Genomic DNA, 19,513 nt, shown 5'->3' on the forward strand with positions numbered 1-19,513 from the left:
TAATGTTATAATCAGACTGTAATAAATGACCATTGAAAAGCATAAAAAGTAACATATGAAACTTAATATACAAAACGAAACTTCACGCCTTAGATCTGTTATTTTAGGTACAGCCGAAAGTATTGGTTCTATTCCATCTATTGAAGAAGCTTACGACCCCAAATCTATTCTGCACATTAAGGCAGGCACGTATCCTAAAGAAAGTGATATGCATAAAGAAATGGATGCGGTTGCTAAAGTGTTTGAAAAATATGATATTAAAGTTTATAGACCTGAGGTCATCAAGGACTACAACCAAATCTTTTCTAGAGATATAGCTTTCGTAATCGAAGATAAATTGATAAAAGCTAATATATTACCAGATAGAGAGAGAGAGTACGAAGCAATCCATCATGTAATTGAAGAAATAGGGGAAGAGAACATTATCATTCTTCCAGAAGAGTGCCATGTTGAAGGAGGTGATGTGATGCCTTGGAATGATTTTGTGTTTATCGGAACCTATTCAGGTGAAGACTATTCAGACTATATTACTGCGAGGACTAATATGGATGCTGTAATTGCTATACAGGAATTGTTTCCGCATAAAACAGTGAAAGCATTTGAACTTCGTAAGTCAAATACAGATCCTAAAGAAAATGCGCTTCATTTAGATTGTTGTTTTCAACCCATAGGAAAAGATAAAGCGATACTTCATAAAAATGGATTCTTAATTGAAAGGGAATATGAATGGTTGCTGAATTTCTTCGGGAAAGAGAATGTCTTCGAAATCACAAAAGAGGAAATGTATAGTATGAATAGTAATATATTTTCAATTTCTGAAGATGTTATTATTTCGGAAAAAAACTTTACCAGACTAAATACTTGGTTACGAGAAAATGGTTTTACCGTAGAAGAAGTTCCTTATACAGAGATTGCGAAACAAGAAGGTTTACTAAGGTGTTCTACACTGCCGTTGGTGAGGGATTGATTTTGTTGTGTTTTTTGAATCAAGAATCAAGAATCAAGAGTTAAGAAGAAAGAACAAAGACGTAAGACAGTAAAAGACGTAATACGTATTACTATTTATAGTTTTGAGTTGCTAACTTTAATTGAGTAAAATTGAGTGGTTTTACGCTTGGGCGCTGTTTTTATTAAAATAAAAACTCAAATCATAAAACGCTCATGTCTAACAGTAAAGCGGTTTAAGTCTTTTATATTCGTTACTTACGATATAAAAAATAGTTGGTAACAAGATTGATATACTCTTGTTTCGCTTCATCTTTAGAAATATCTTTTATTTGAAATAAAGCATTTGCCTTAAACGCATTAATTATGGGTTTACGACTGCTTGGTCGATCATAATTATTGGTTGCTTTTTTAAAATAAGCGTAGAGGCGAAGTAAAAAATCCGCGGGAAACGGTTCTGTATGGTCGTTTACACGATCTACAGCATCTTTAAATTCTATGTCTAATTCTTTGGAAGTCATTTATTTCATTTCTGCAATGATACTTTCACCACCGCGAACTTTTTGATTAAGTTCTACTTTAATATCAGCATCTAAAGGTAAGAATAAATCAACACGCGAGCCAAATTTTATAAATCCAGAATCAGTTCCTTGTTCTATTTTAGTATCAACCTTAGCATAGTTAACAATACGTTTCGCTAATGCACCGGCAATTTGTCTGTATAAAACTTTACCAAAATGGTTATTTTCAACGACTACAGTAGTACGCTCATTCTCTTCACTTGCTTTTGGATGCCAAGCCACTAAGAACTTCCCTGGATGATACTTGCTAAAAGTCACATTTCCAGAAATTGGGTAACGTGTAACATGTACATTGATAGGAGACATAAATACAGAAACTTGAATACGCTTATCTTTAAAAACCTCATTTTCTTCAACTTCTTCGATAACCACCACTTTACCATCAACAGGAGATAAAGCTTGTTTTTCGTTAGAATGCGTGTTGCGCTTAGGGTTTCTAAAGAACTGTAAAATGAGAATAAAGAATACTAAAATGGCTAGCATCAATCCTTTTCTTAACCATTCATTAATAATGAATTCATCAATTAAAAAAAATGAACCGACAACTATTACTAATGTAATAAATATAATTTTATGGCCTTCTTTGTGAAACATAGTTTTAATTGCTTAAAAGTGTATAATTCTTAAAAATAAATATATAAATGGTGCCGCAAAGATAATACTATCTAGTCGATCTAAAAGCCCTCCATGTCCTGGCATTATTACTCCGCTATCTTTAACACCAGCTTGCCGTTTAAATTTAGATTCTATTAAATCACCAAATGTACCAAAAACACTAACGATAATGGCTAATATTAACCATGGTGTAAACGTAAGCGTTTCTGAGTAAGAAGCAATAAAATAACTAGAAATACAGGCAAAAAATAAACCACCTAAGAAACCTTCAACCGTTTTTTTCGGTGATATACTCGGGAATAATTTCTGTTTACCAAAATTCTTTCCAACAATGTATGCTGCACTATCATTAACCCATATGAGTATAAATCCGCCTAGTAATAAAAGTGGTGTAAATTCATTGTGGTAGTTGGCAATGAGTAACATAAACACAAAACCACTAGCCAAATAAAATGCAGCTACAATATAACGCTTAGATTCAAAAAGAGGAATCCGTTTTGAGGCAAATAAATCCTTGATTAAAATAAGGTTGACAAATATGGTAATTACTAATAGAATTTGAATGGCTTCATCGCTCATTAAATTTGTTGACTTATTGACACTTAAATACCAAAAGCCTCCATATAAAATAAGAAATACGAGATATTGCATAAAAGATTTAAGCTTTATAAGGCGGCTTAATTCTGTTAAACAGATGATACCAAACACTCCAATTAAAATAACAGAAGCTATTTGTGAGTAAAGTGAACCTATTAGAAGTAAAACATAGATAGCACCAGAAATGGCTCTTATGGCTAGTTCTTTCATTATAAGTCTTCTAATAAAAGTAGGTATAGGTTTTTTGAACTACTTCCGTAAGTTAGAAAGTCTTTATCGTCAGCTGTTTTAAAATGCTTTATTGTAGTGATGTTTGTTGGTATTTTGGTTTTACTTTTAGCCTTAATACCTTTTAAACCTTCTCCAATTGTTTCTACAAACTGACTAGTTGTAGCATAGATTATAAAATGATCTGGTAATTCTATTAATTTTTTTTCAGCAATTTGATTTGAAGAAATCAATAATGAGCCATCGTCAGAAATTAAATACTCACAAGTAGATAAAAAATAAGCACTTTCTGAGAGTTTTGTACTACTATTAAGGTTAAAATCTTTAAATAATTCTGTTAGACGTTGATCTATTAGAAAAACTTTATCATTATGCCAATTATTCTCCTCTAAGATAGAATTAAAACTTTCCTTTACTTCTTCAAGATTTTCACAATATAAAAACTTACCACCATTGCGTTTGAAGTTAATTGTAAAACGTTCATCTACAGGTAACTTTACTTCTGGCATATATTTGCCACGTTCATGATTTGGTATGTTTTCTTCAGTTTGATCAGATTTTTTTCCGAAGAATTTACGAAATAAGCTCATTCAATAATTGCGATTAATCCTTATATAGGTGTAATTCTCAAATATAAAAAAACTTAAATTAACAAGGGGTTAATTTAAGTTTTTTATATGATTGTAAGATGTGGAGGTTTTTATTCTTCCTCTTTCTTAATTTCTTCTTTAACATCATCAATTGCTTCTTTCATTTCCTCCTCTATGGTAGCAGGATTTTCGAAAGCACGTTTTCCAAAGATTTTTTCAAGGTTATCCTTAAAAATAACTTCTTTGTCTAATAAGACTTCTGCCAACTCTGTTAGCTTATCCTTATTGTTTTCTAATAATTTTATAGCGCGTTGATATTGCTCTTCAATAATATCAGAAATCTCCTGATCTATAAGTTCTGCTGTTTTTTCACTGTATGGCTTTGTAAAACCGTACTCTGATTGTCCAGAAGAATCATAATAAGTTAGGTTACCTACTTTGTCACTAAGTCCGTAAACAGTTACCATAGCTCTGGCTTGTTTCGTTACTTTTTCTAAGTCACTTAAAGCACCTGTAGAAATTTTATCAAAGATTACTTTTTCAGCAGCTCTACCACCTAATGCAGCACACATTTCATCTAACATTTGTTCTGGGTGTACAATTAAGCGCTCTTCTGGTAAATACCAAGCCGCACCTAAAGAACGTCCTCTAGGAACAATAGTTACTTTTACTAATGGAGCAGCATGCTCTAACATCCAACTTACAGTAGCGTGACCAGCTTCATGAAAAGCAACAGCTCTCTTTTCTGCAGGGGTTATAATTTTGTTTTTCTTCTCTAACCCACCAATAATTCTATCGACAGCATCTAAGAAATCTTGTTTGTTTACTGCTTTCTTTCCTTTTCTTGCTGCAATTAATGCTGCTTCGTTACAAACGTTAGCGATATCTGCACCAGAGAAACCAGGTGTTTGTTTGGCTAAGAAATCAATATCTAAAGTTTCTTCTTTTTTAAGTGGACGTAAATGCACTTCAAAAATTTCTTTACGCTCTCTAACATCTGGAAGATCTACATAAATCTGGCGGTCAAAACGACCAGCTCTCATTAATGCACTATCTAAAACATCTGCACGGTTTGTTGCAGCTAATACAATAACGTTTGTATTAGTACCAAAACCATCCATTTCTGTTAAAAGTTGATTTAAGGTGTTTTCACGTTCGTCGTTAGAACCAGACATGTTATTTTTTCCTCTAGCTCTACCAATAGCGTCAATCTCATCAATAAAGATAATTGAAGGTGATTTTTCTTTAGCTTGCTTAAATAAATCTCTTACTCTAGACGCACCAACTCCAACAAACATTTCTACGAAATCTGATCCAGATAAAGAAAAGAAAGGCACTTTTGCCTCTCCGGCAACAGCTTTTGCTAATAATGTTTTACCAGTTCCTGGAGGTCCTACAAGTAATGCCCCTTTTGGAATTTTACCACCTAAAGCGGTATATTTTTCAGGGAATTTTAAGAAATCTACAATTTCTTGTACTTCTTCTTTTGCACCTTCTAAACCTGCAACATCTTTAAATGATGTTTTTGTATCTATTTTTTCATCAAAGAGTTTCGCTTTAGATTTTCCGATATTGAAAATCTGTCCACCAGCTCCTCCGCCTCCGCCACCAGACATACGACGCATTATAAAAATCCACACTCCAATGATCACAACAAACGGTAATAAGGTTAATAGGAAATCGCCCCAAACATTATGTTCCGTTTCATAAACTAACTCTGTGTTGAGATTATTGTCTTTAATAACTTCATTAACTTCTTTTTCAAAATTCTGAAGATCACCAAATTCAAACTTATAATTTGGAACAGGAGTTACAGATGGAAATATAGAATTAGAATTTGTTTTTTTATGCGGAGATTGCTCTTTGGCTTCTTTTGTTAAGAAAACTCTAGCTTCTCTTTTGTTTACAATTTCAATTTTATCAACTTCACCTTGACTTAAATAAGTTAAGAATTGTGCCGGAGTTGTTTGTGTACCTGTAGATTCCCCAAATCCGCCAGAAAAAATCTGAATAGATAAGAATACAGCAATGATAATTCCGTAAATCCAATACGGATTCAATTTAGGTTTTTTGTTTAAGTTTTTATTGTCTTTAGCCATTCGTAGCGTTTCTCGTTTTAGTAACTAGTTTCTATTTGGGTTATTTTTGCATCTCCCCAAAGCTCTTCAATATCGTAGTATTCTCTTATATGTTTTTGAAATACATGTACCACAACATTAACATAATCCATTAGTACCCATTCTGCGTTTTCTGTGCCTTCAATGTGCCATGGTTTGTCTTTAAGTGTTTTGCTAACTTGCTTTTGTATGGAACCGACGATTGCGTTTACTTGTGTGTTTGAAGTACCTTCGCAGATAATAAAATAATCACAAACCGTATTTTCTATGTCTCGTAAATCTAATAGTGTTATCTCTTTTCCTTTAACATCTTCAATACCTCCAATAATTGATGTAATAAGTTGGTCTGTAGGGATTTTATCTTTCTTCATTAAATTGTATTAATTTTGTGCAAAGTTATTATTTTTTTAGTTCTTGTATGCGCTTAATGTCATAAGAAAACTATAAAATAAAATTGCCTATTAAATGTACATAATCAAACTTAATGCCATTGACTCTACAAACACATATCTAAAAGATTTGTCTACTGTGGCTTTACCTATAGATTATACCGTTGTGGTTGCAGAATTACAGACAAAAGGTAGAGGCCAAATGGGTGCAAAATGGAAAGCAGAAAGTGGTAAGAACCTTACAGCGAGTGTGTTTAAAAGACTGCCGTATTTTAGTATTACAGAACAGTTTTATATAAGTATGGCTGTTTCTTTAGCGCTTATTAAAGCTTTAAGAACCTTTAAAATACCGCAATTACGTATTAAATGGCCTAACGACATTTTGTCAGCAGACACTAAATTATGTGGCATTTTAATTGAAAATGTCATAAAAAATAATAATCTGCAAGGCTCCATAATTGGATTTGGGCTCAATGTAAATCAGAAATTCTTCAATAATTTACCTCAAGCCTCTTCGATGAGTCTAGTTTCGGGAGTGATTTATAATAAAGACGAAGTGCTTTCTGAAGTATTAAAGCAATTAAAAATCCATTTTGATTTACTTGAATCTAAACAATTTCTTGAAATTAAGACGGAATATGAAAGTCTCCTTTTTAGAAAAAATAAGCCATCAACTTTTAGAACGTCTAAAAATGATAGCTTTTCTGGTATTATACAGGGTGTAACTGAAAACGGCCAATTACAAGTTTGGACAGAAGATGGTGTTATAAAAACCTTCGATCTTAAAGAGATTAAGTTAATGTATTAATTTCTTTGTTGCAATTACACTGCGGTCTTCATATTGGTTACTAAAGTCTCAATAAATTTACTGATAGGGCCTTTTATCATCATTCCCATCATAGCGTTAAATTCTCCTTCGAAATTTAATTTAACTTCAGTTTTGTTTGGCTCAACTTCTGTGATATTGGCAACTAAAGCGAAGTCTAATTTTCCGCCTGCAGCACCTAGAACTATTTTACTGTGAGGAATAACTTCTTTTTTCTTTAATATAATCTCTGGCATTCCTTTCAATGCGAATAGAAATTTGTCATTTTCTAAAACTTCAAACTTGCTAATGTTTTCAGGCATTAAGTTTTCAAAATTTTTAACGTCAGATAGAAAATTAAAAGTTTCTTCTGCAGATTTATCTAAGGTTACTTTTGGGGATTCTAATTTCATTGGTAGTGTATTATGTTATTTTTTGCTTGTTGTTAGGTTTTAGGTTTTTTTGCTAAATGACTCAACAATTTCACTATATGCTATATCAATTAGCGTTCCATTCACTAGGATTGGCATTCCATTGTGCTAAAATGTCTTGTTGGTCTTTGGTGATATAGAAGGTTTCAACAGCTTGTTCTAATAAGTTTTCGTAGTTACCGAGCGTGTGCAGTTCAACATTAGCATCTTCAAAATTCTTTTTAGCGACATCAAATCCATAAGAGAAAATAGCGACCATGCCTTTTACATTCACTTCGGCTTCTTTTAAAGCTTGTACAGCATTAAGACTGCTCATTCCTGTGCTAATTAAATCTTCAACCACAACAACGGTTTGCCCTTTTTCTAAAAAGCCCTCAACTTGGTTTTGGCGACCATGTTTTTTTGCTTCTGGTCTTACGTAAACAAAAGGTAGGTTTAAGTATTCTGCGACTAAAGCACCAATACCAATCGCTCCTGTTGCAACTCCAGCAATTACATCTGGTTTGCCATAAAGCTCTTCTATGTTTTTAGCTATTGTCGCTCTAATATAGTTTCTAATAGGCGGAAACGATAGCACAATTCTGTTATCGCAATAAATAGGAGATTTCCAGCCAGAAGCCCAAGTAAAAGGATCGTTGGGTTGTAATTTTATAGCATTAATTTGCAGTAAAACTTCTGCTGTTTTTTTGGCAGTATCTTTGTTAAAAATCATGTTACAAAAATAATGATTTTTCGAGGTTAGAAAATTTTAAACGAAAATAAATTTCATTTCAAATGGTTTCTCATAAAAAATAATAAATTTACAAAAGGAAAGTTGAAACAAACGCAAGCGATGTACACTATTTATGTAGGTGATAAACCTATAATTTTAACTACTGAAGTAACAAAAGAAACTGATTTTAAATCCTTTCTTTTAAAGTCTGTAAATATTGGTAAGGTAATAAAAACCTTGAATAATACGGATTTGAAAGCGGTACACTTAATTCATAAAAATGAAGATAAGTTACTCAAAAAGTTCTTGAAGCTGTTACCCAATGTAGTTGCAGGTGGTGGAAAGGCTTATAACTCTAAAAATGAAATTCTTTTTATTTTTAGAAATGATAAATGGGATTTGCCAAAAGGAAAAGCGGAACGTAACGAATCGATTGAAGAAACTGCCATTCGCGAAGTAGAAGAGGAGACCGGTGTTGAAGGTTTGAAAATTACCAAACCGCTACCAACAACCTATCATATTTTTAAACGAAACGGTAAACACAAAATTAAAGTGACGTATTGGTTTGAAATGACAACCGATTTTGAAGGAGAGTTATTTCCACAAGAAAATGAAGGCATCACTAAAGTTGAATGGTTAGATGATAAAGCTTCTCAAAGAGCTTTGGAGAATAGCTATGCTAATATTCGGATTTTGGTTTAAATATGTCTAACCGTTTTATAAATCTTTTTTATTCCGAAGTAGCTTCGGGCCTTTTTCCAAGTTGCCACATTAAAATGCCGCCAGTAATAAACATCCAAATGGCATAAGCACCAGTAGGAATACCCATTTCTACATTATGCAATATTGAAGTTGCAATTACAAACGCTAATGTTCCGTTTTGTATGCCACTCTCAACTGTAATTGAAATGACATCCTTTAATTTCAATTTAAACAATCTAGCGGTTAAATAGCCTAATCCCATTGTTGTAATATTTAATAGTAATGTAACTAGGCCAACTTCTCTCATTGCAGTACTTAAGATATCGAAATTTGCTAGAATTACAGCTATAAAGACTAAAGTGAAAATTACGGTAGACGCCATACGCATAGGTTTTTCCATTCGTAAAGCAAATTTAATCTTGAACTTTCGAATAAGCATACCTATAGAAATAGGAATAACAGTTATGCCCATTATTTGAAGAATGGTATCAAAAATGGGTAATTTAATTGTAGTGGCTTCGTCTGTTCCAAAATAGTCTAAAGCAAAGGATAAAATAAAAGGAATGGTTATAATACTTATAAAGCTAGTAATGGCAGTTAAAGTAACGGATAACGCAATATTGCCTTTGCAGACTTGTGTGATTAGATTACTTGTTGGGCCACCAGGACAGGTTGCCAATATTATTAATCCAACGGCCATTATTGGACTTAAATTAAACGCAGTCGCTAATGAAAAACCAATAAGAGGCAGTAGCACGAGTTGATTAGTAAGACCAATTAAAACGGCTTTGGGATATTTAGCAAGCCTGGTAAAATCTATTGGCGTTAAAGTCATTCCCATTCCTAGCATAATAATAGCTAAAGATAATGGTAAGAATACATTGCTAATAAGCTCGGCGATAGACATAATTTATTATTATCAAGTTTAAGACGAATTTAAACTTTTAATTTTAAAAGCTCAAGTGTCTAAAAAATGCTCTGTGTTGATTTTAAATTATTTATGGTGTTAAAAAGGGTTTGCTTCAACTTTAAACTCATGGTGTTTTTCTTAACAAACTTCTGATTGACCTCAATCTCAATGCCTAAATAATTAGTTGGAAATTGCTTTCTTAAAAATGTAGTGAAACCATCTGCTTTTCCGAGATATGGATAATTAAATCTAACGTTTAAATTTGAGGCTTGTTTTAGAAGTTCACTTTTAAACTCTTTACAAAATTCTTGTTCCTTTTTACGACGTGAATCATAAAGTAATCCAATGTCGCCTTTACGTTCCTCTCCATTTAGATTTGGGGTGAAGCTATGGATAGAGAGATGTAGAACGTGCTGTTTGTTTTTTACGTATTCTGCTATTTTATATTCAATTTCCGTTCTATAAGGAAAATAATATGTTTCAAGAATTTCTGACTTCTCATTTTTAGATAAGCCATTACTAAATTCTGAAAAAAGTTGTTTACTAAATAATGACCGATTCAACTCTACCAACAAACGACTCGTAGTACTAAAATAAGATGCGTCAGACAGCGGTTTTAAATGTTGAAACAGATCTAATGCTCCCAAATCATAGCCACGATGAGTTTTTAAAACTGCTTTATTGTTGAAGTGTTTTTTGTACGTATCAGGAATTTCATGTCCTGCATGTTCGCATGTCAAAATCAGTTTCATATGTTTATTCGTGTCGGTTTTAGGTCACGTGGTTCATGCTTTTAATTATACTCTTGTGTGTCAAAGCCTAGTTATGGATGTTTCACGGCTGAAATAGTTCATTCGTTTTTAAACACATTTGCATATCACGATAAACCGAAATAATATGGGCTTCAGAAGTATCATTCCCAACAGCTTTTAATAATCGTGTTGCTAATGTGCCTTGTTCCAAAATCAATTCAATGGCTTGGTGATGTGATTTATGCACTTTCGGTTTTACGGTTTGGTACAAATGATTCCAGACGTTTTTTACGGATGTAGTTGACTTCAAATTGAATAATTTCAAATAATCTTCATCTTCAATTAAAGATTCTTCGCCTTGTTTTATAGCATCGTTTAAAAAAGGAAACAACTGATCCTTAGTCCAAACTTTTTGATCTTTTAAAGAACCGAATTTCTTATTGATTAAAGCTTTTAAAACTTCAATAACTAAAGCACAAATAGCAATATCTGCCTTAGGACATTCTTGAATATCCATTAAACGAATTTCAATAGCATTGCGGTCAAAACGAGCAATAGCTCCACGAGAGTTTAAAAAGTGCTGGTCTAGAATCTTGTTTTTATCATAAGGGCGTATCGCACGTTTTATCGGTTCAAAAATGGTAGCATGATAATCTAATTTTGAAAATACACGTTCTGGAATGACCATGCCTGTCAACTCCGGAATTTCCTTCTGATTGGTTTTATAAAATTCTAGTCGCGTGTCCTTAAAACCTGTAATGTTGCCTTCTAGTATTGGCGAGCTAGCACAAAGCCCCGGTAATAATGGTAAGATTATTCTAATGGCTGCGTGTAGTTTTTCAAACTCTTTATCATCATAAAACGGTAAATTAATATGTGTACTTTGTACATTACTCCAACCATGACCTTTACAATTAAAAATAGTATTGTAAAGTGCATAGACTTCACTATAGCTATGTTTCCAAAGTTGCGTGTCGGTGTTTGGATTCATTAATGGATGTGAAGCAGAACCTAAAAGTTGTAAGTTCAGCGGATTTAAAAGTGCATCGATTTCTAGAATATTCTTGTGGAATTTCTCTGCTAAATCATCCGTGCTTTTTGTAGGTCCGTTTGTTTTTAGTTCTATGACATGAGCAACCAATTCGTTACTCCATGCAATGTCGCCATTTTCAATGTCTGCTTTTAATTCTCCTGCTTTTAGGGTTAAAAGTTCATCTACTTGTGGTGCAACTTTAAAACTGTCATTTTTAACAAGCATATATTCGAGTTCAATACCGTAAACTTCGAATAAATGATATTTTTTTTTCATGTATTTAATATTGTGTTTTAATAGTCACATGTCATTGGTTATTAATCGTTTTTCGGATTAATCGAAACTCATAACATGGATCATTCAGTGTGCTACTCTAATCGTTTTTTTAAGGCTAATAGAATTTCAGTGTAAACCAAATCACCATAATGTGCATCTTCTACTCCAAAATCTATATTTGGGTTATCATTAATTTCTATAACCATCAGTTTGCCGTCTACAACTTTAATGTCAATACCGTAAAGTCCTAATCCCATTAGTTTTGCGGATTTTAAGGCAATATCAATCACGTTTTTTGGCACATCTTCTATAGGTAAACAGTCGGCATCTCCATCTTGGTCATTTTTGTCTGTTGCTTTCCAGTTATAGATCTGCCAATGGCCTTTTGCCATATAATATTTACAGGCATAAAATGGTTTATTATCAATAATGCCTATACGCCAATCGTAATCTGATGGACAAAATTCTTGCGCAATAATCAAATCAGATTCCTTTAACATTTCGGTAACTAAAGCATTGTATTCGTCTTTCGTTTTTGCCTTTTTTACTCCAAAAGAAAACGTAGAGTCAGGTGCTTTTAAAACACAAGGTAATCCTGTTTGTTCTAAGACCGCATTTCGGTTATTGCTATGTACTATAACTGTTTTTGGTGTGCTGATATTAGCATTATTCATGGCTTCTGCCATATACACTTTATTGCAACATTTTAAAATAGCATCCGGATAATCAATTATTGCAATACCTTCTTGCTGTGCTTTTCGAGCAAAGGTGTAAGCTTCATTATTGACTTCGGTGCTTTGTCTTAAAAATAACGCGTCAAAAGATGATAAGCGAGACAAGTCTTTAGGCTCAATAATTTCGGCATAGATATTCATCTTCTCCGCGATTTCTATAAACTTTTTTAAGGCTTTAGCATTACTTGGAGGTGCTGGATCGCTTGGGTTAACTAATATGGCTAAATCGAAATCGTAATTCGTAACTTTTGCGGTATCGTAACGCTTTTTTGCAAAATACTGGTTCGCAAATTCGCGGACGCTAGACATGTGTTCTACTGGAATTTCGGCTTCAGAAATCGCCTTTATACTCTGAATATTCCACTTGGTAGTATGATTAAAGTTTACACGTAAAAATGGAACTTGAAAATGCTTGTAAAACAAGGCACTTAAGTTTTTGTATTTCTGTGCGACGTTTTGCCCAAAATAGATACTCAACGTAAAATCTTGCGACTTTATATTTTTTAAACTTTGTTGAATAACATCATCAAACTCATCAGAAACGATTCTGACCAATTTTAAAGCTTTAAGGTCTACAATGTTTTTTGTAGTTGGAATCGGTAAGTGACCTCTGGCTTCTGCCAAAAGAGATACGTAATAGCCTTTGGATTGGTACGAGTAGTCCTTGCATAAATTAAAAATTCGTGCATTTTTTAATAAGGAATACTTAGGATTTGTAAGATAATCTTGAGAGGAAATTACGGTTATATTATCAATTGAAAAGTTCCATTTTTCAGGTTGATTAACAACAATGTATTTGTTCATTTAGAGCGCGTTACGCTATTATAATTTTGAACAAATGTATATTATTTTTTGATTGGTTTTACAGGTGTAAAAAAAAATATCAGCTTTTTTTTAAGGTCATTTAATGCTTTCCTAAGGACTATTGTTTTAATATGTCAATCCGTTTTAGACAAGTGTTTTTAGGTTTATGTTAGGTTAATTTATTCCATAAAACCTAGCGAATTAAAATCTATTTTACACGGTAAACAGGATACTGTAAATGCGCTTTTTCATAGTTCTTACTCTGCTTATACAGCCAATCTAATTGGGCATACCAACTATTAGCAAAATCTTCGTCATAACTGATTTTTACATTGTATTCTATTTCAAGTTTTGGGTTGCTCTTTAAAAGTTGTTCCGCTTTATCTTCCCAAACATAAGGTGAAAATCCTTCTTTTTGTTGTAAAATAGTATCGAAGAAATTCCAGTTAAAGAATGAATCTGGAGCAGAAGGTTCTAGCGTTTCTAATAGATAACGAATGGCATCTTGATTCGTAGAAATTAGATAATCACCTTTTCTAAAAGTTACTTTATCACTAGAGGTGTTAACACTTGTTTTGTAATGTGCATAATGACCTTCGTATGGAGATGTGCGAGTTTCGAAGCTTCCAATTTTATAGGATTCAACGGTTAATGTGGTGTCATTTTTAAATTGTGTGAATGCGACGTTGTTCAGCTTTAATAAATCAATGACACTGTGCCAGCCTTGTGGAATAATATAAGCTTTTGGGATTATGACAGAATCTGTTGCTTTAAAATAATTTTGATATGTAACGTCTTTTGTAAATGGTTTTGATCGATCGTATTTTAAACGTTTTGCACCAGTAAATTCACTAGGAATCATTTCTCCTTCATAACCTTTAAATTTTAGAGTAGAGGTAAGGCTTGTGTCTACAGTCCAAGTTAACGGATAGCGATCACCTGCTGCCCATAACTTGGTTTGTTCTTTCTTGAGTTTTGCAATTTTATCTCCTTGTTCTTCTGTGATTTCAATCATGCTTTTCATTAATTCGTAAGTACCTTCTACGCGTTGTTTGTATGGTTTTAGCATGTGTGTTTCTATCATCATTCCTAGGGTGTTAAATAACGTTGTATACCCTGTAGAATATCTTGGAGTGTCTAAAAATTGTGTAAATCCAGAATCTGGTGTGCGGTTAAATACGTTAACATAAGGAGTGATGTCCCAAGATTTTGCTTCAAGTTTTTGCTCTAATGTTGGCATTACCTCAGAATGCATAAATTCACCAAGTTCACCTCCTAATTTATTGTGTTGAGTAAATAAATGGGTTAATGTATACTGATAATCAGCTCCATTACTAACGTGGTTATCAATAAAAACATCTGGCTGTACTAAATGAAATATTTTGGTAAAAGCTTTGGCATTTTTAGTATCGGCTTTTATAAAATCTCGGTTTAAATCATAGTTTCTTGCATTGCCCCTAAACCCATAAGCCTTCGGACCGTTTTGATTGGTGCGTGTCGTTGAATTTCTATTTAAACTGCCACCCACATTATATATTGGAATGGTAACTACAATCGTATTTTTAGGAGCCTCTATTTTACCTTGAACAATATCTCTAAACAACATCATAGTTGCGTCAATACCATCAGATTCTCCAGGGTGAATACCATTATTAACTAATAGAATTCTATTGTTTTGTCTCAGCGATTCAAAGTTATCTCCAGAACCTTTCATGTTTAATGTTACTATATGTAGTGGTTTTCCTGAGTCTGTTTCGCCAATTTCTTGGATCGAAATTTCAGTGTAACCGTTAGCTAAGTCTTCATAGTATTTTATGGTTTCTTGATAAGTTGCGGTTTCAAAACCTTCACTTTTTTCGAAAACCGTTGTGAAATCTATTTCTGCAGTTTTATTTTCCGAATCTTGTTTTTCTGTTTTGTTATTACAAGCAACTAGCAATAAGGCTAATACTAATAGTTTTTTCATGGTCTAGAAATTTAGCTAAAATTACTTATATTTATTAACATGAAATCATATAAACTTAGCTTTGGTATTATAATCAAAGCTTAAAGCTAATCTTGTTGAAGTTATTATCGATGATGGTGTAGTGTTGGATATGAAAATGGTAAAAGAATATCACGCTTTTCTTATTGAAAAATTAGAGGTCCCGTTTTTCTTATTAATTAATAAAAAGTATTCTTACACGTATACTTTTGAAGCTCAAAAGTCTATTGTAAATAAAGATATCGTGAAAGCTATGGCTGTTGTAACTCATGCTTATGTATCTAAATTAGCTACCGATGTTTTAATAAATATGAATCGCAATAACGGTTGGAATATAAAGATGTTTAAGAGTCGCAAAGAGGCCTTAGGATGGTTAGAAAATCAGGCCTGACTTTATAGCTACTTTGACATAAAAAAATAATAACTTTGCATTTCATTACCATTCTATAAGCAAATAAATGCAACAAACTACAAATACCGCCTTAATGATTCGTCCTGTAAACTTTAGGATGAACGAGCAAACCGCTGTCAATAATTATTTTCAGGAAGATTTAGATTTAAAAAATGCCGAGATTAATGCAAAAGCTCAAGAGGAATTTGATGCTTTTGTGCAAAAATTAAAAGCTGTAGGTATTAATGTTATTGTTGAAGACGATGATAAAGTAAATGATACTCCAGATTCTATTTTTCCTAACAATTGGGTAAGTTTTCATGCTAATGGAGACATTGCAAAATATCCGATGTTTGCAGAGAATAGAAGGCGGGAACGCAGAGATGAAATTTTTATTAGATTAGAAGATGAAGGTTTTAAGATTGAAAATATCGTTGATTATACGTCAGCCGAACATGAAGGTGTCTTTTTAGAAGGAACTGGAAGCGTTATTTTAGATCGTGTTAATAGAAAGGCCTATTGTGCTTTATCTCCAAGAGCAGATGAAGATTTATTTATAGAGTTTTGTGAGGATTTTGAATATAGTCCTGTGATTTTTACAGCATATCAAACGGTAGAAGATAAACGCTTACCGATATATCATACTAATGTAATGATGTGTATCGCTGAGGATTTTGCTGTGATTTGCTTAGATAGTATTGATGATAAGAAAGAACGTAAAAGTGTTGTAAAGCATCTTAGAAATGATGGTAAAGAAATCATTTCAATTACAGAAAAACAGATGCATCATTTCGCAGGAAACATGTTGCAATTACAGGGTAATGATGGTCAGGTTTATTTAATTATGAGTGAAGCTGCCTATAAGGTTTTAACACCAAATCAAGTCACAACGATAGAAAAGCATTGTCCTATTATTTCGAGTTCTTTAGAGACTATAGAAACTTGTGGTGGTGGAAGTGCGCGTTGTATGATTGCTGAAGTATTTTTACCGAAAGCTTAAGCTGTATCGATTTTTATTTGAGTTCTAGCTTGTTCATTTGTGACATAGACTCAGAATATTAAACACTTAGAGCTAAGCCTTAGGTAATTCAACAAAGAATTTACTTCCAACATGTTCTGTGCTTTCTACCCAGATTCTGCCGTTGTTTAATTCTACTAAATCCTTAGCTATAGATAAGCCTAAACCTGTTCCTTTTTCATTTTTAGTGCCAGCAGTCGTAAAGTTTTTATGTGCTGCAAATAACTTATCAATGTTATCTTTAGAAATACCAACACCAGTGTCTTCAATACAAATTAAAGATTTTCCGTTAGCCTCTATGTTAGAAATAGTAATAACATCACCTGTTCTGCTAAATTTAACAGCGTTTGTAATTAAGTTCTGAATCACAATTTCTACCATACTACGATCGGCATAAATAAAATCATCCTGAGACTCATCAATTAAAACAATGCGTTTGTCTTCAACTTTTTGTTCAACTAAAGCAATTTTAGTTTGAAACACTTCTTGAATATTAAACAGCTCAGGTTTTGGTTCTAAATTCTGCATTTGCGATTTAGACCAGTTTAATAAATTAAATAAAAGTGACGATGCATTATTAGCATTTTCGCTTAATTCTGGAATCAACTCATAAAATTCATCCTTAGAAATGCTGTCTTCGTTTAATAAATCTAAGAACGCTTTAATAGAAGAGATTGAATCTTTTAAGTCGTGAGACACAATAGAAAAAAGTTTATCCTTAACTTGGTTAACCTCTTCTAAGTGATGTGTTTGTTCTAAAATAGCTTCTGTTCTTATTTGTTCTTCGGCTAATATGTCTTTTTGTTTTTCTAATGCGTCTTTATGAATTTTAGTTTTTAAAAGACTATAAATTAGAAGGCCTAACAATACTATAAACGCGGCTAAGACTCCATATAGAATGTAAGGATTACTCAACGAAGTTGATACTTCTGTAGCTTTACTCTCCGTATTATCTGTAAGATCCTTACGGTTTGAGTTGTCATTAATTAAATCTAAATGTTCTAATTCTGTAGGGAAAACAGGTCTATTAATTTTAGAAAGCGAGTCTTTTAAATTGTAAAATTTATTTTGCCAGAAAAATGCATTTTGATAATAACCTCGTGTAGAATCTAAAGCAATATGAAGTTTGTAGTTTTCTAAAAGTTCGGTTTTATCATCTGTTTTCTGCGCAATTTTATAAGCTTCGTTTAATTGTCTTTCAGCTAATTTTAGTTTTTTATTTTGAAGATTTAAATGTCCAATAGCATTCAAGGCTCTTAAAAGTCCTTCTTTATTATCTTGTTGTCTGTTGTATTTTAAACCTTCTAATAAGTACTCAGAAGCTTTATTATATTCTTTAAAACGTAAGTATTCGCTACCTAATTTAGGAAGTATTTCGCCTCTAAGGTCTTGATCTGTTTTAGGATTAAGAATATCTAGAGCCTTTTCGTAATATTCAATTGCCTTGCGATGCTCTTTTAATATAGAATAAAGTCCAGCAATATTTTTAGTAGATATTTTAATACCATCCTTATCATTAATTTCCTTTCGGACTTCTAAAGCTTTAAAATTATATTCTATAGCCTTATCAATTTGATTGGTTTTATAATAAGCCTCAGCAAGATTATTATAAGCAGCGCTTAATTCATCTTTTAGATACTGTTTTTCAAAAATATCTATTGCAGATAATGAATTTTGTAAACCAACTTTATAATTTCCTCTTTTTATTTCAACAAGACCTATGCTGTTGCTCACTTTGGCTACACCAAGTGTATCTTTTATTTGTAAGTATAAATTTCTAGATCTTTTGTAGTTATCAATTGCATTAAAATAATCGTTACGTTCTGTAAAGATTAATGCTCTGATGTAGCTGCTTTCCGCCTGTCCTTTTATGTATTTAAGGTCGTCAGAAAGTTTTGAGGTTTCATTAATGTAAAGCAATGCCTTACTGTAATCCTTTTGTTTGAAGAGCTCATTAATAAGCACCAAAGACATATCCACTTTTGTAGAGTCTGCGTTTAAATAAGCTATTTGTACCGTAAGTTTATCTATTTTTTCGCTTTGAGAAAAAACGGATATCGATATAAGATACACAGCTAGTAAAAGTAACTGTCTCATCTTAAAATAGCGTTAAAACGAATTGCGCTGTTTTGGTTTGAAAAACTTTTAGGGAGGGACGAAAAAAGTAAGTTAACACAAAACAAAAACAACGTTGTTAATGTTTGATTATTAAACCTCATTAATGTTTGGGACATTGATTAATAGCCCTCCAAAAGTGCTATTATGAACGCAAATATGCTAATAATTAGGATTTAATACCAATTTATTAGTTGAACAGACAAATATAATATTTTTAAAATATGGCATATCGACCAAAGGTAAATTTAAAGGTGGTAATACTGTTTTGTCGATGAAATGCATGTTTTGTGTATAGTGTTGTTTTTCAGTTAGTTGTGGTTGTGTATGCCTAAAATAGGTAAGACTTTAAAGTCAAAATTAAACACATATTAGTGTTCCCAAAAAGTGCCATTTGTCGATGTATTTTCATTACTATTAAATGCGACCCAATTTGTAGCTCAATAGTAAAAACCTCTTCGTTTTTCATTTAGAATAGCTTTTATAGTCGCAATTAATCATTCATATATGCTTTCTGGCCTTGAGGTGTTGGAGCAAATTCTAGACTGATTTAATTTAGTCTTATAAGGTTCGTTCCTTTAAGCTTTACAAAATCTAAAAGTTCTACCGAATTTTCATTTTTATGATCTACCGTTTAGTTCTCTAATTCACTTTGAAATGATAAATCTATGTTTTTTTAGAATAGTTCATTCTCAGGCATGTCATTGTCAGTAATGGAGTTGTTATTATCAGAACATGATGAAAAATAACAATAAAAATGGAAAGTGCGTAGTTTAAGAATTTC

The 19,513-nt window shown here is 32.5% G+C and carries 19 protein-coding genes; 5 read left to right on the forward strand and 14 right to left on the reverse strand.

Annotation, left to right across the window (positions count from 1 at the left end; genetic code table 11):
- Positions 1 to 55: 55 nt before the first annotated feature.
- Positions 56 to 967: a dimethylarginine dimethylaminohydrolase family protein gene (locus HM984_RS05680; RefSeq protein WP_115811017.1), complete on the forward strand. Its 912-nt coding sequence runs from the start codon at positions 56 to 58 to the stop codon at positions 965 to 967.
- A 232-nt stretch (positions 968 to 1,199) separates the two neighbouring features.
- Here HM984_RS05680 and HM984_RS05685 read toward each other — a convergent pair whose 3' ends face one another.
- The 6 genes from HM984_RS05685 to rsfS all read right to left on the reverse strand — a co-directional run bounded on the left by HM984_RS05685 (position 1,200) and on the right by rsfS (position 6,044).
- Positions 1,200 to 1,466, reverse strand: coding sequence for an acyl-CoA-binding protein (locus HM984_RS05685; protein WP_115811015.1), 267 nt, complete (start codon positions 1,464 to 1,466; stop codon positions 1,200 to 1,202).
- Positions 1,467 to 2,120, reverse strand: a complete 654-nt coding sequence (locus HM984_RS05690) for a phosphatidylserine decarboxylase family protein (RefSeq protein ID WP_179348458.1) — start codon at positions 2,118 to 2,120, stop codon at positions 1,467 to 1,469.
- 12 nt (positions 2,121 to 2,132) lie between these two features.
- Complete coding sequence (locus tag HM984_RS05695; RefSeq protein ID WP_115811011.1) at positions 2,133 to 2,948, reverse strand: phosphatidate cytidylyltransferase; 816 nt, start codon at positions 2,946 to 2,948, stop codon at positions 2,133 to 2,135.
- Entirely contained in the window at positions 2,948 to 3,556 is a 609-nt protein-coding gene (locus HM984_RS05700; RefSeq protein ID WP_115811009.1) for an LUD domain-containing protein, read from the reverse strand. Before HM984_RS05700 ends, HM984_RS05695 begins: the two co-directional genes overlap by 1 nt.
- Positions 3,557 to 3,666: 110 nt before the next feature.
- The gene (ftsH, locus tag HM984_RS05705) at positions 3,667 to 5,655 is read right to left on the reverse strand and encodes an ATP-dependent zinc metalloprotease FtsH (RefSeq protein WP_179348460.1); all 1,989 of its coding nucleotides are present in this window, start codon (positions 5,653 to 5,655) and stop codon (positions 3,667 to 3,669) included.
- A 17-nt stretch (positions 5,656 to 5,672) separates the two neighbouring features.
- A complete protein-coding gene (gene rsfS / locus HM984_RS05710; RefSeq protein ID WP_115811005.1) occupies positions 5,673 to 6,044 on the reverse strand; it encodes a ribosome silencing factor in 372 nt (123 codons plus the stop codon).
- Between the two features lie 94 nt (positions 6,045 to 6,138).
- On the opposite strand from rsfS, the gene HM984_RS05715 reads away from it, so the two are divergent.
- The gene (locus HM984_RS05715; protein WP_179348461.1) at positions 6,139 to 6,870 is read left to right on the forward strand and encodes a biotin--[acetyl-CoA-carboxylase] ligase; all 732 of its coding nucleotides are present in this window, start codon (positions 6,139 to 6,141) and stop codon (positions 6,868 to 6,870) included.
- Positions 6,871 to 6,884: 14 nt separating this feature from the next.
- Here HM984_RS05715 and HM984_RS05720 read toward each other — a convergent pair whose 3' ends face one another.
- Both HM984_RS05720 and pyrE read right to left on the reverse strand, forming a co-directional pair.
- Entirely contained in the window at positions 6,885 to 7,280 is a 396-nt protein-coding gene (locus tag HM984_RS05720; protein ID WP_179348462.1) for an SRPBCC family protein, read from the reverse strand.
- A gap of 85 nt (positions 7,281 to 7,365) precedes the next feature.
- Positions 7,366 to 8,010, reverse strand: coding sequence for an orotate phosphoribosyltransferase (gene pyrE / locus HM984_RS05725; RefSeq protein WP_179348463.1), 645 nt, complete (start codon positions 8,008 to 8,010; stop codon positions 7,366 to 7,368).
- Between the two features lie 120 nt (positions 8,011 to 8,130).
- Here pyrE and HM984_RS05730 point away from each other — a divergent pair, with 120 nt between their 5' ends.
- The gene (locus HM984_RS05730; RefSeq protein ID WP_115810997.1) at positions 8,131 to 8,712 is read left to right on the forward strand and encodes an NUDIX hydrolase; all 582 of its coding nucleotides are present in this window, start codon (positions 8,131 to 8,133) and stop codon (positions 8,710 to 8,712) included.
- 28 nt (positions 8,713 to 8,740) lie between these two features.
- On the opposite strand, the gene HM984_RS05735 is transcribed toward HM984_RS05730, so the two are convergent.
- The 5 genes from HM984_RS05735 to HM984_RS05755 form a co-directional block, all read right to left on the reverse strand.
- Positions 8,741 to 9,619: a bile acid:sodium symporter family protein gene (locus HM984_RS05735; RefSeq protein ID WP_179348464.1), complete on the reverse strand. Its 879-nt coding sequence runs from the start codon at positions 9,617 to 9,619 to the stop codon at positions 8,741 to 8,743.
- 59 nt (positions 9,620 to 9,678) lie between these two features.
- Entirely contained in the window at positions 9,679 to 10,374 is a 696-nt protein-coding gene (locus HM984_RS05740) for an N-formylglutamate amidohydrolase (protein ID WP_179348465.1), read from the reverse strand.
- A gap of 82 nt (positions 10,375 to 10,456) precedes the next feature.
- A complete protein-coding gene (locus tag HM984_RS05745) occupies positions 10,457 to 11,683 on the reverse strand; it encodes a glutamate-cysteine ligase family protein (protein WP_179348466.1) in 1,227 nt (408 codons plus the stop codon).
- A 92-nt stretch (positions 11,684 to 11,775) separates the two neighbouring features.
- Positions 11,776 to 13,221: a RimK family ATP-grasp domain-containing protein gene (locus HM984_RS05750; RefSeq protein ID WP_179348467.1), complete on the reverse strand. Its 1,446-nt coding sequence runs from the start codon at positions 13,219 to 13,221 to the stop codon at positions 11,776 to 11,778.
- A gap of 208 nt (positions 13,222 to 13,429) precedes the next feature.
- Positions 13,430 to 15,187 (reverse strand): M14 family metallopeptidase, encoded by a 1,758-nt coding sequence (locus HM984_RS05755; RefSeq protein ID WP_179348468.1) that lies wholly within the window; start codon positions 15,185 to 15,187, stop codon positions 13,430 to 13,432.
- A 106-nt stretch (positions 15,188 to 15,293) separates the two neighbouring features.
- Here HM984_RS05755 and HM984_RS05760 point away from each other — a divergent pair, with 106 nt between their 5' ends.
- Both HM984_RS05760 and ctlX read left to right on the forward strand, forming a co-directional pair.
- Positions 15,294 to 15,596 carry a DUF7793 family protein gene (locus HM984_RS05760; protein ID WP_442712701.1) on the forward strand — a complete coding sequence of 101 codons (303 nt, stop codon included), beginning with the start codon at positions 15,294 to 15,296 and terminating at the stop codon, positions 15,594 to 15,596.
- A gap of 67 nt (positions 15,597 to 15,663) precedes the next feature.
- Positions 15,664 to 16,596 carry a citrulline utilization hydrolase CtlX gene (gene ctlX / locus HM984_RS05765; protein WP_115810983.1) on the forward strand — a complete coding sequence of 311 codons (933 nt, stop codon included), beginning with the start codon at positions 15,664 to 15,666 and terminating at the stop codon, positions 16,594 to 16,596.
- Positions 16,597 to 16,668: 72 nt separating this feature from the next.
- Here ctlX and HM984_RS05770 read toward each other — a convergent pair whose 3' ends face one another.
- The gene (locus HM984_RS05770) at positions 16,669 to 18,711 is read right to left on the reverse strand and encodes a tetratricopeptide repeat-containing sensor histidine kinase (protein WP_179348470.1); all 2,043 of its coding nucleotides are present in this window, start codon (positions 18,709 to 18,711) and stop codon (positions 16,669 to 16,671) included.
- Positions 18,712 to 19,513: the final 802 nt, after the last annotated feature.

It is taken from the genome of Winogradskyella pacifica (assembly GCF_013403915.1).
Lineage (GTDB): Bacteria > Bacteroidota > Bacteroidia > Flavobacteriales > Flavobacteriaceae > Winogradskyella > Winogradskyella pacifica.

Coding starts and splice junctions, on each gene's coding strand:
- HM984_RS05735 (WP_179348464.1), bottom strand. CDS start 9,619: ATGTCTATCGCCGAGCTTATTAGCAATGTATTCTTACCATTATCTTTA.
- HM984_RS05720 (WP_179348462.1), bottom strand. CDS start 7,280: ATGAAATTAGAATCCCCAAAAGTAACCTTAGATAAATCTGCAGAAGAA.
- rsfS (WP_115811005.1), bottom strand. CDS start 6,044: ATGAAGAAAGATAAAATCCCTACAGACCAACTTATTACATCAATTATT.
- ftsH (WP_179348460.1), bottom strand. CDS start 5,655: ATGGCTAAAGACAATAAAAACTTAAACAAAAAACCTAAATTGAATCCG.
- HM984_RS05730 (WP_115810997.1), top strand. CDS start 8,131: ATGTACACTATTTATGTAGGTGATAAACCTATAATTTTAACTACTGAA.
- pyrE (WP_179348463.1), bottom strand. CDS start 8,010: ATGATTTTTAACAAAGATACTGCCAAAAAAACAGCAGAAGTTTTACTG.
- HM984_RS05690 (WP_179348458.1), bottom strand. CDS start 2,120: ATGTTTCACAAAGAAGGCCATAAAATTATATTTATTACATTAGTAATA.
- HM984_RS05680 (WP_115811017.1), top strand. CDS start 56: ATGAAACTTAATATACAAAACGAAACTTCACGCCTTAGATCTGTTATT.
- HM984_RS05750 (WP_179348467.1), bottom strand. CDS start 13,221: ATGAACAAATACATTGTTGTTAATCAACCTGAAAAATGGAACTTTTCA.
- HM984_RS05700 (WP_115811009.1), bottom strand. CDS start 3,556: ATGAGCTTATTTCGTAAATTCTTCGGAAAAAAATCTGATCAAACTGAA.
- ctlX (WP_115810983.1), top strand. CDS start 15,664: ATGCAACAAACTACAAATACCGCCTTAATGATTCGTCCTGTAAACTTT.
- HM984_RS05740 (WP_179348465.1), bottom strand. CDS start 10,374: ATGAAACTGATTTTGACATGCGAACATGCAGGACATGAAATTCCTGAT.
- HM984_RS05685 (WP_115811015.1), bottom strand. CDS start 1,466: ATGACTTCCAAAGAATTAGACATAGAATTTAAAGATGCTGTAGATCGT.
- HM984_RS05770 (WP_179348470.1), bottom strand. CDS start 18,711: ATGAGACAGTTACTTTTACTAGCTGTGTATCTTATATCGATATCCGTT.
- HM984_RS05715 (WP_179348461.1), top strand. CDS start 6,139: ATGTACATAATCAAACTTAATGCCATTGACTCTACAAACACATATCTA.
- HM984_RS05755 (WP_179348468.1), bottom strand. CDS start 15,187: ATGAAAAAACTATTAGTATTAGCCTTATTGCTAGTTGCTTGTAATAAC.
- HM984_RS05745 (WP_179348466.1), bottom strand. CDS start 11,683: ATGAAAAAAAAATATCATTTATTCGAAGTTTACGGTATTGAACTCGAA.
- HM984_RS05695 (WP_115811011.1), bottom strand. CDS start 2,948: ATGAAAGAACTAGCCATAAGAGCCATTTCTGGTGCTATCTATGTTTTA.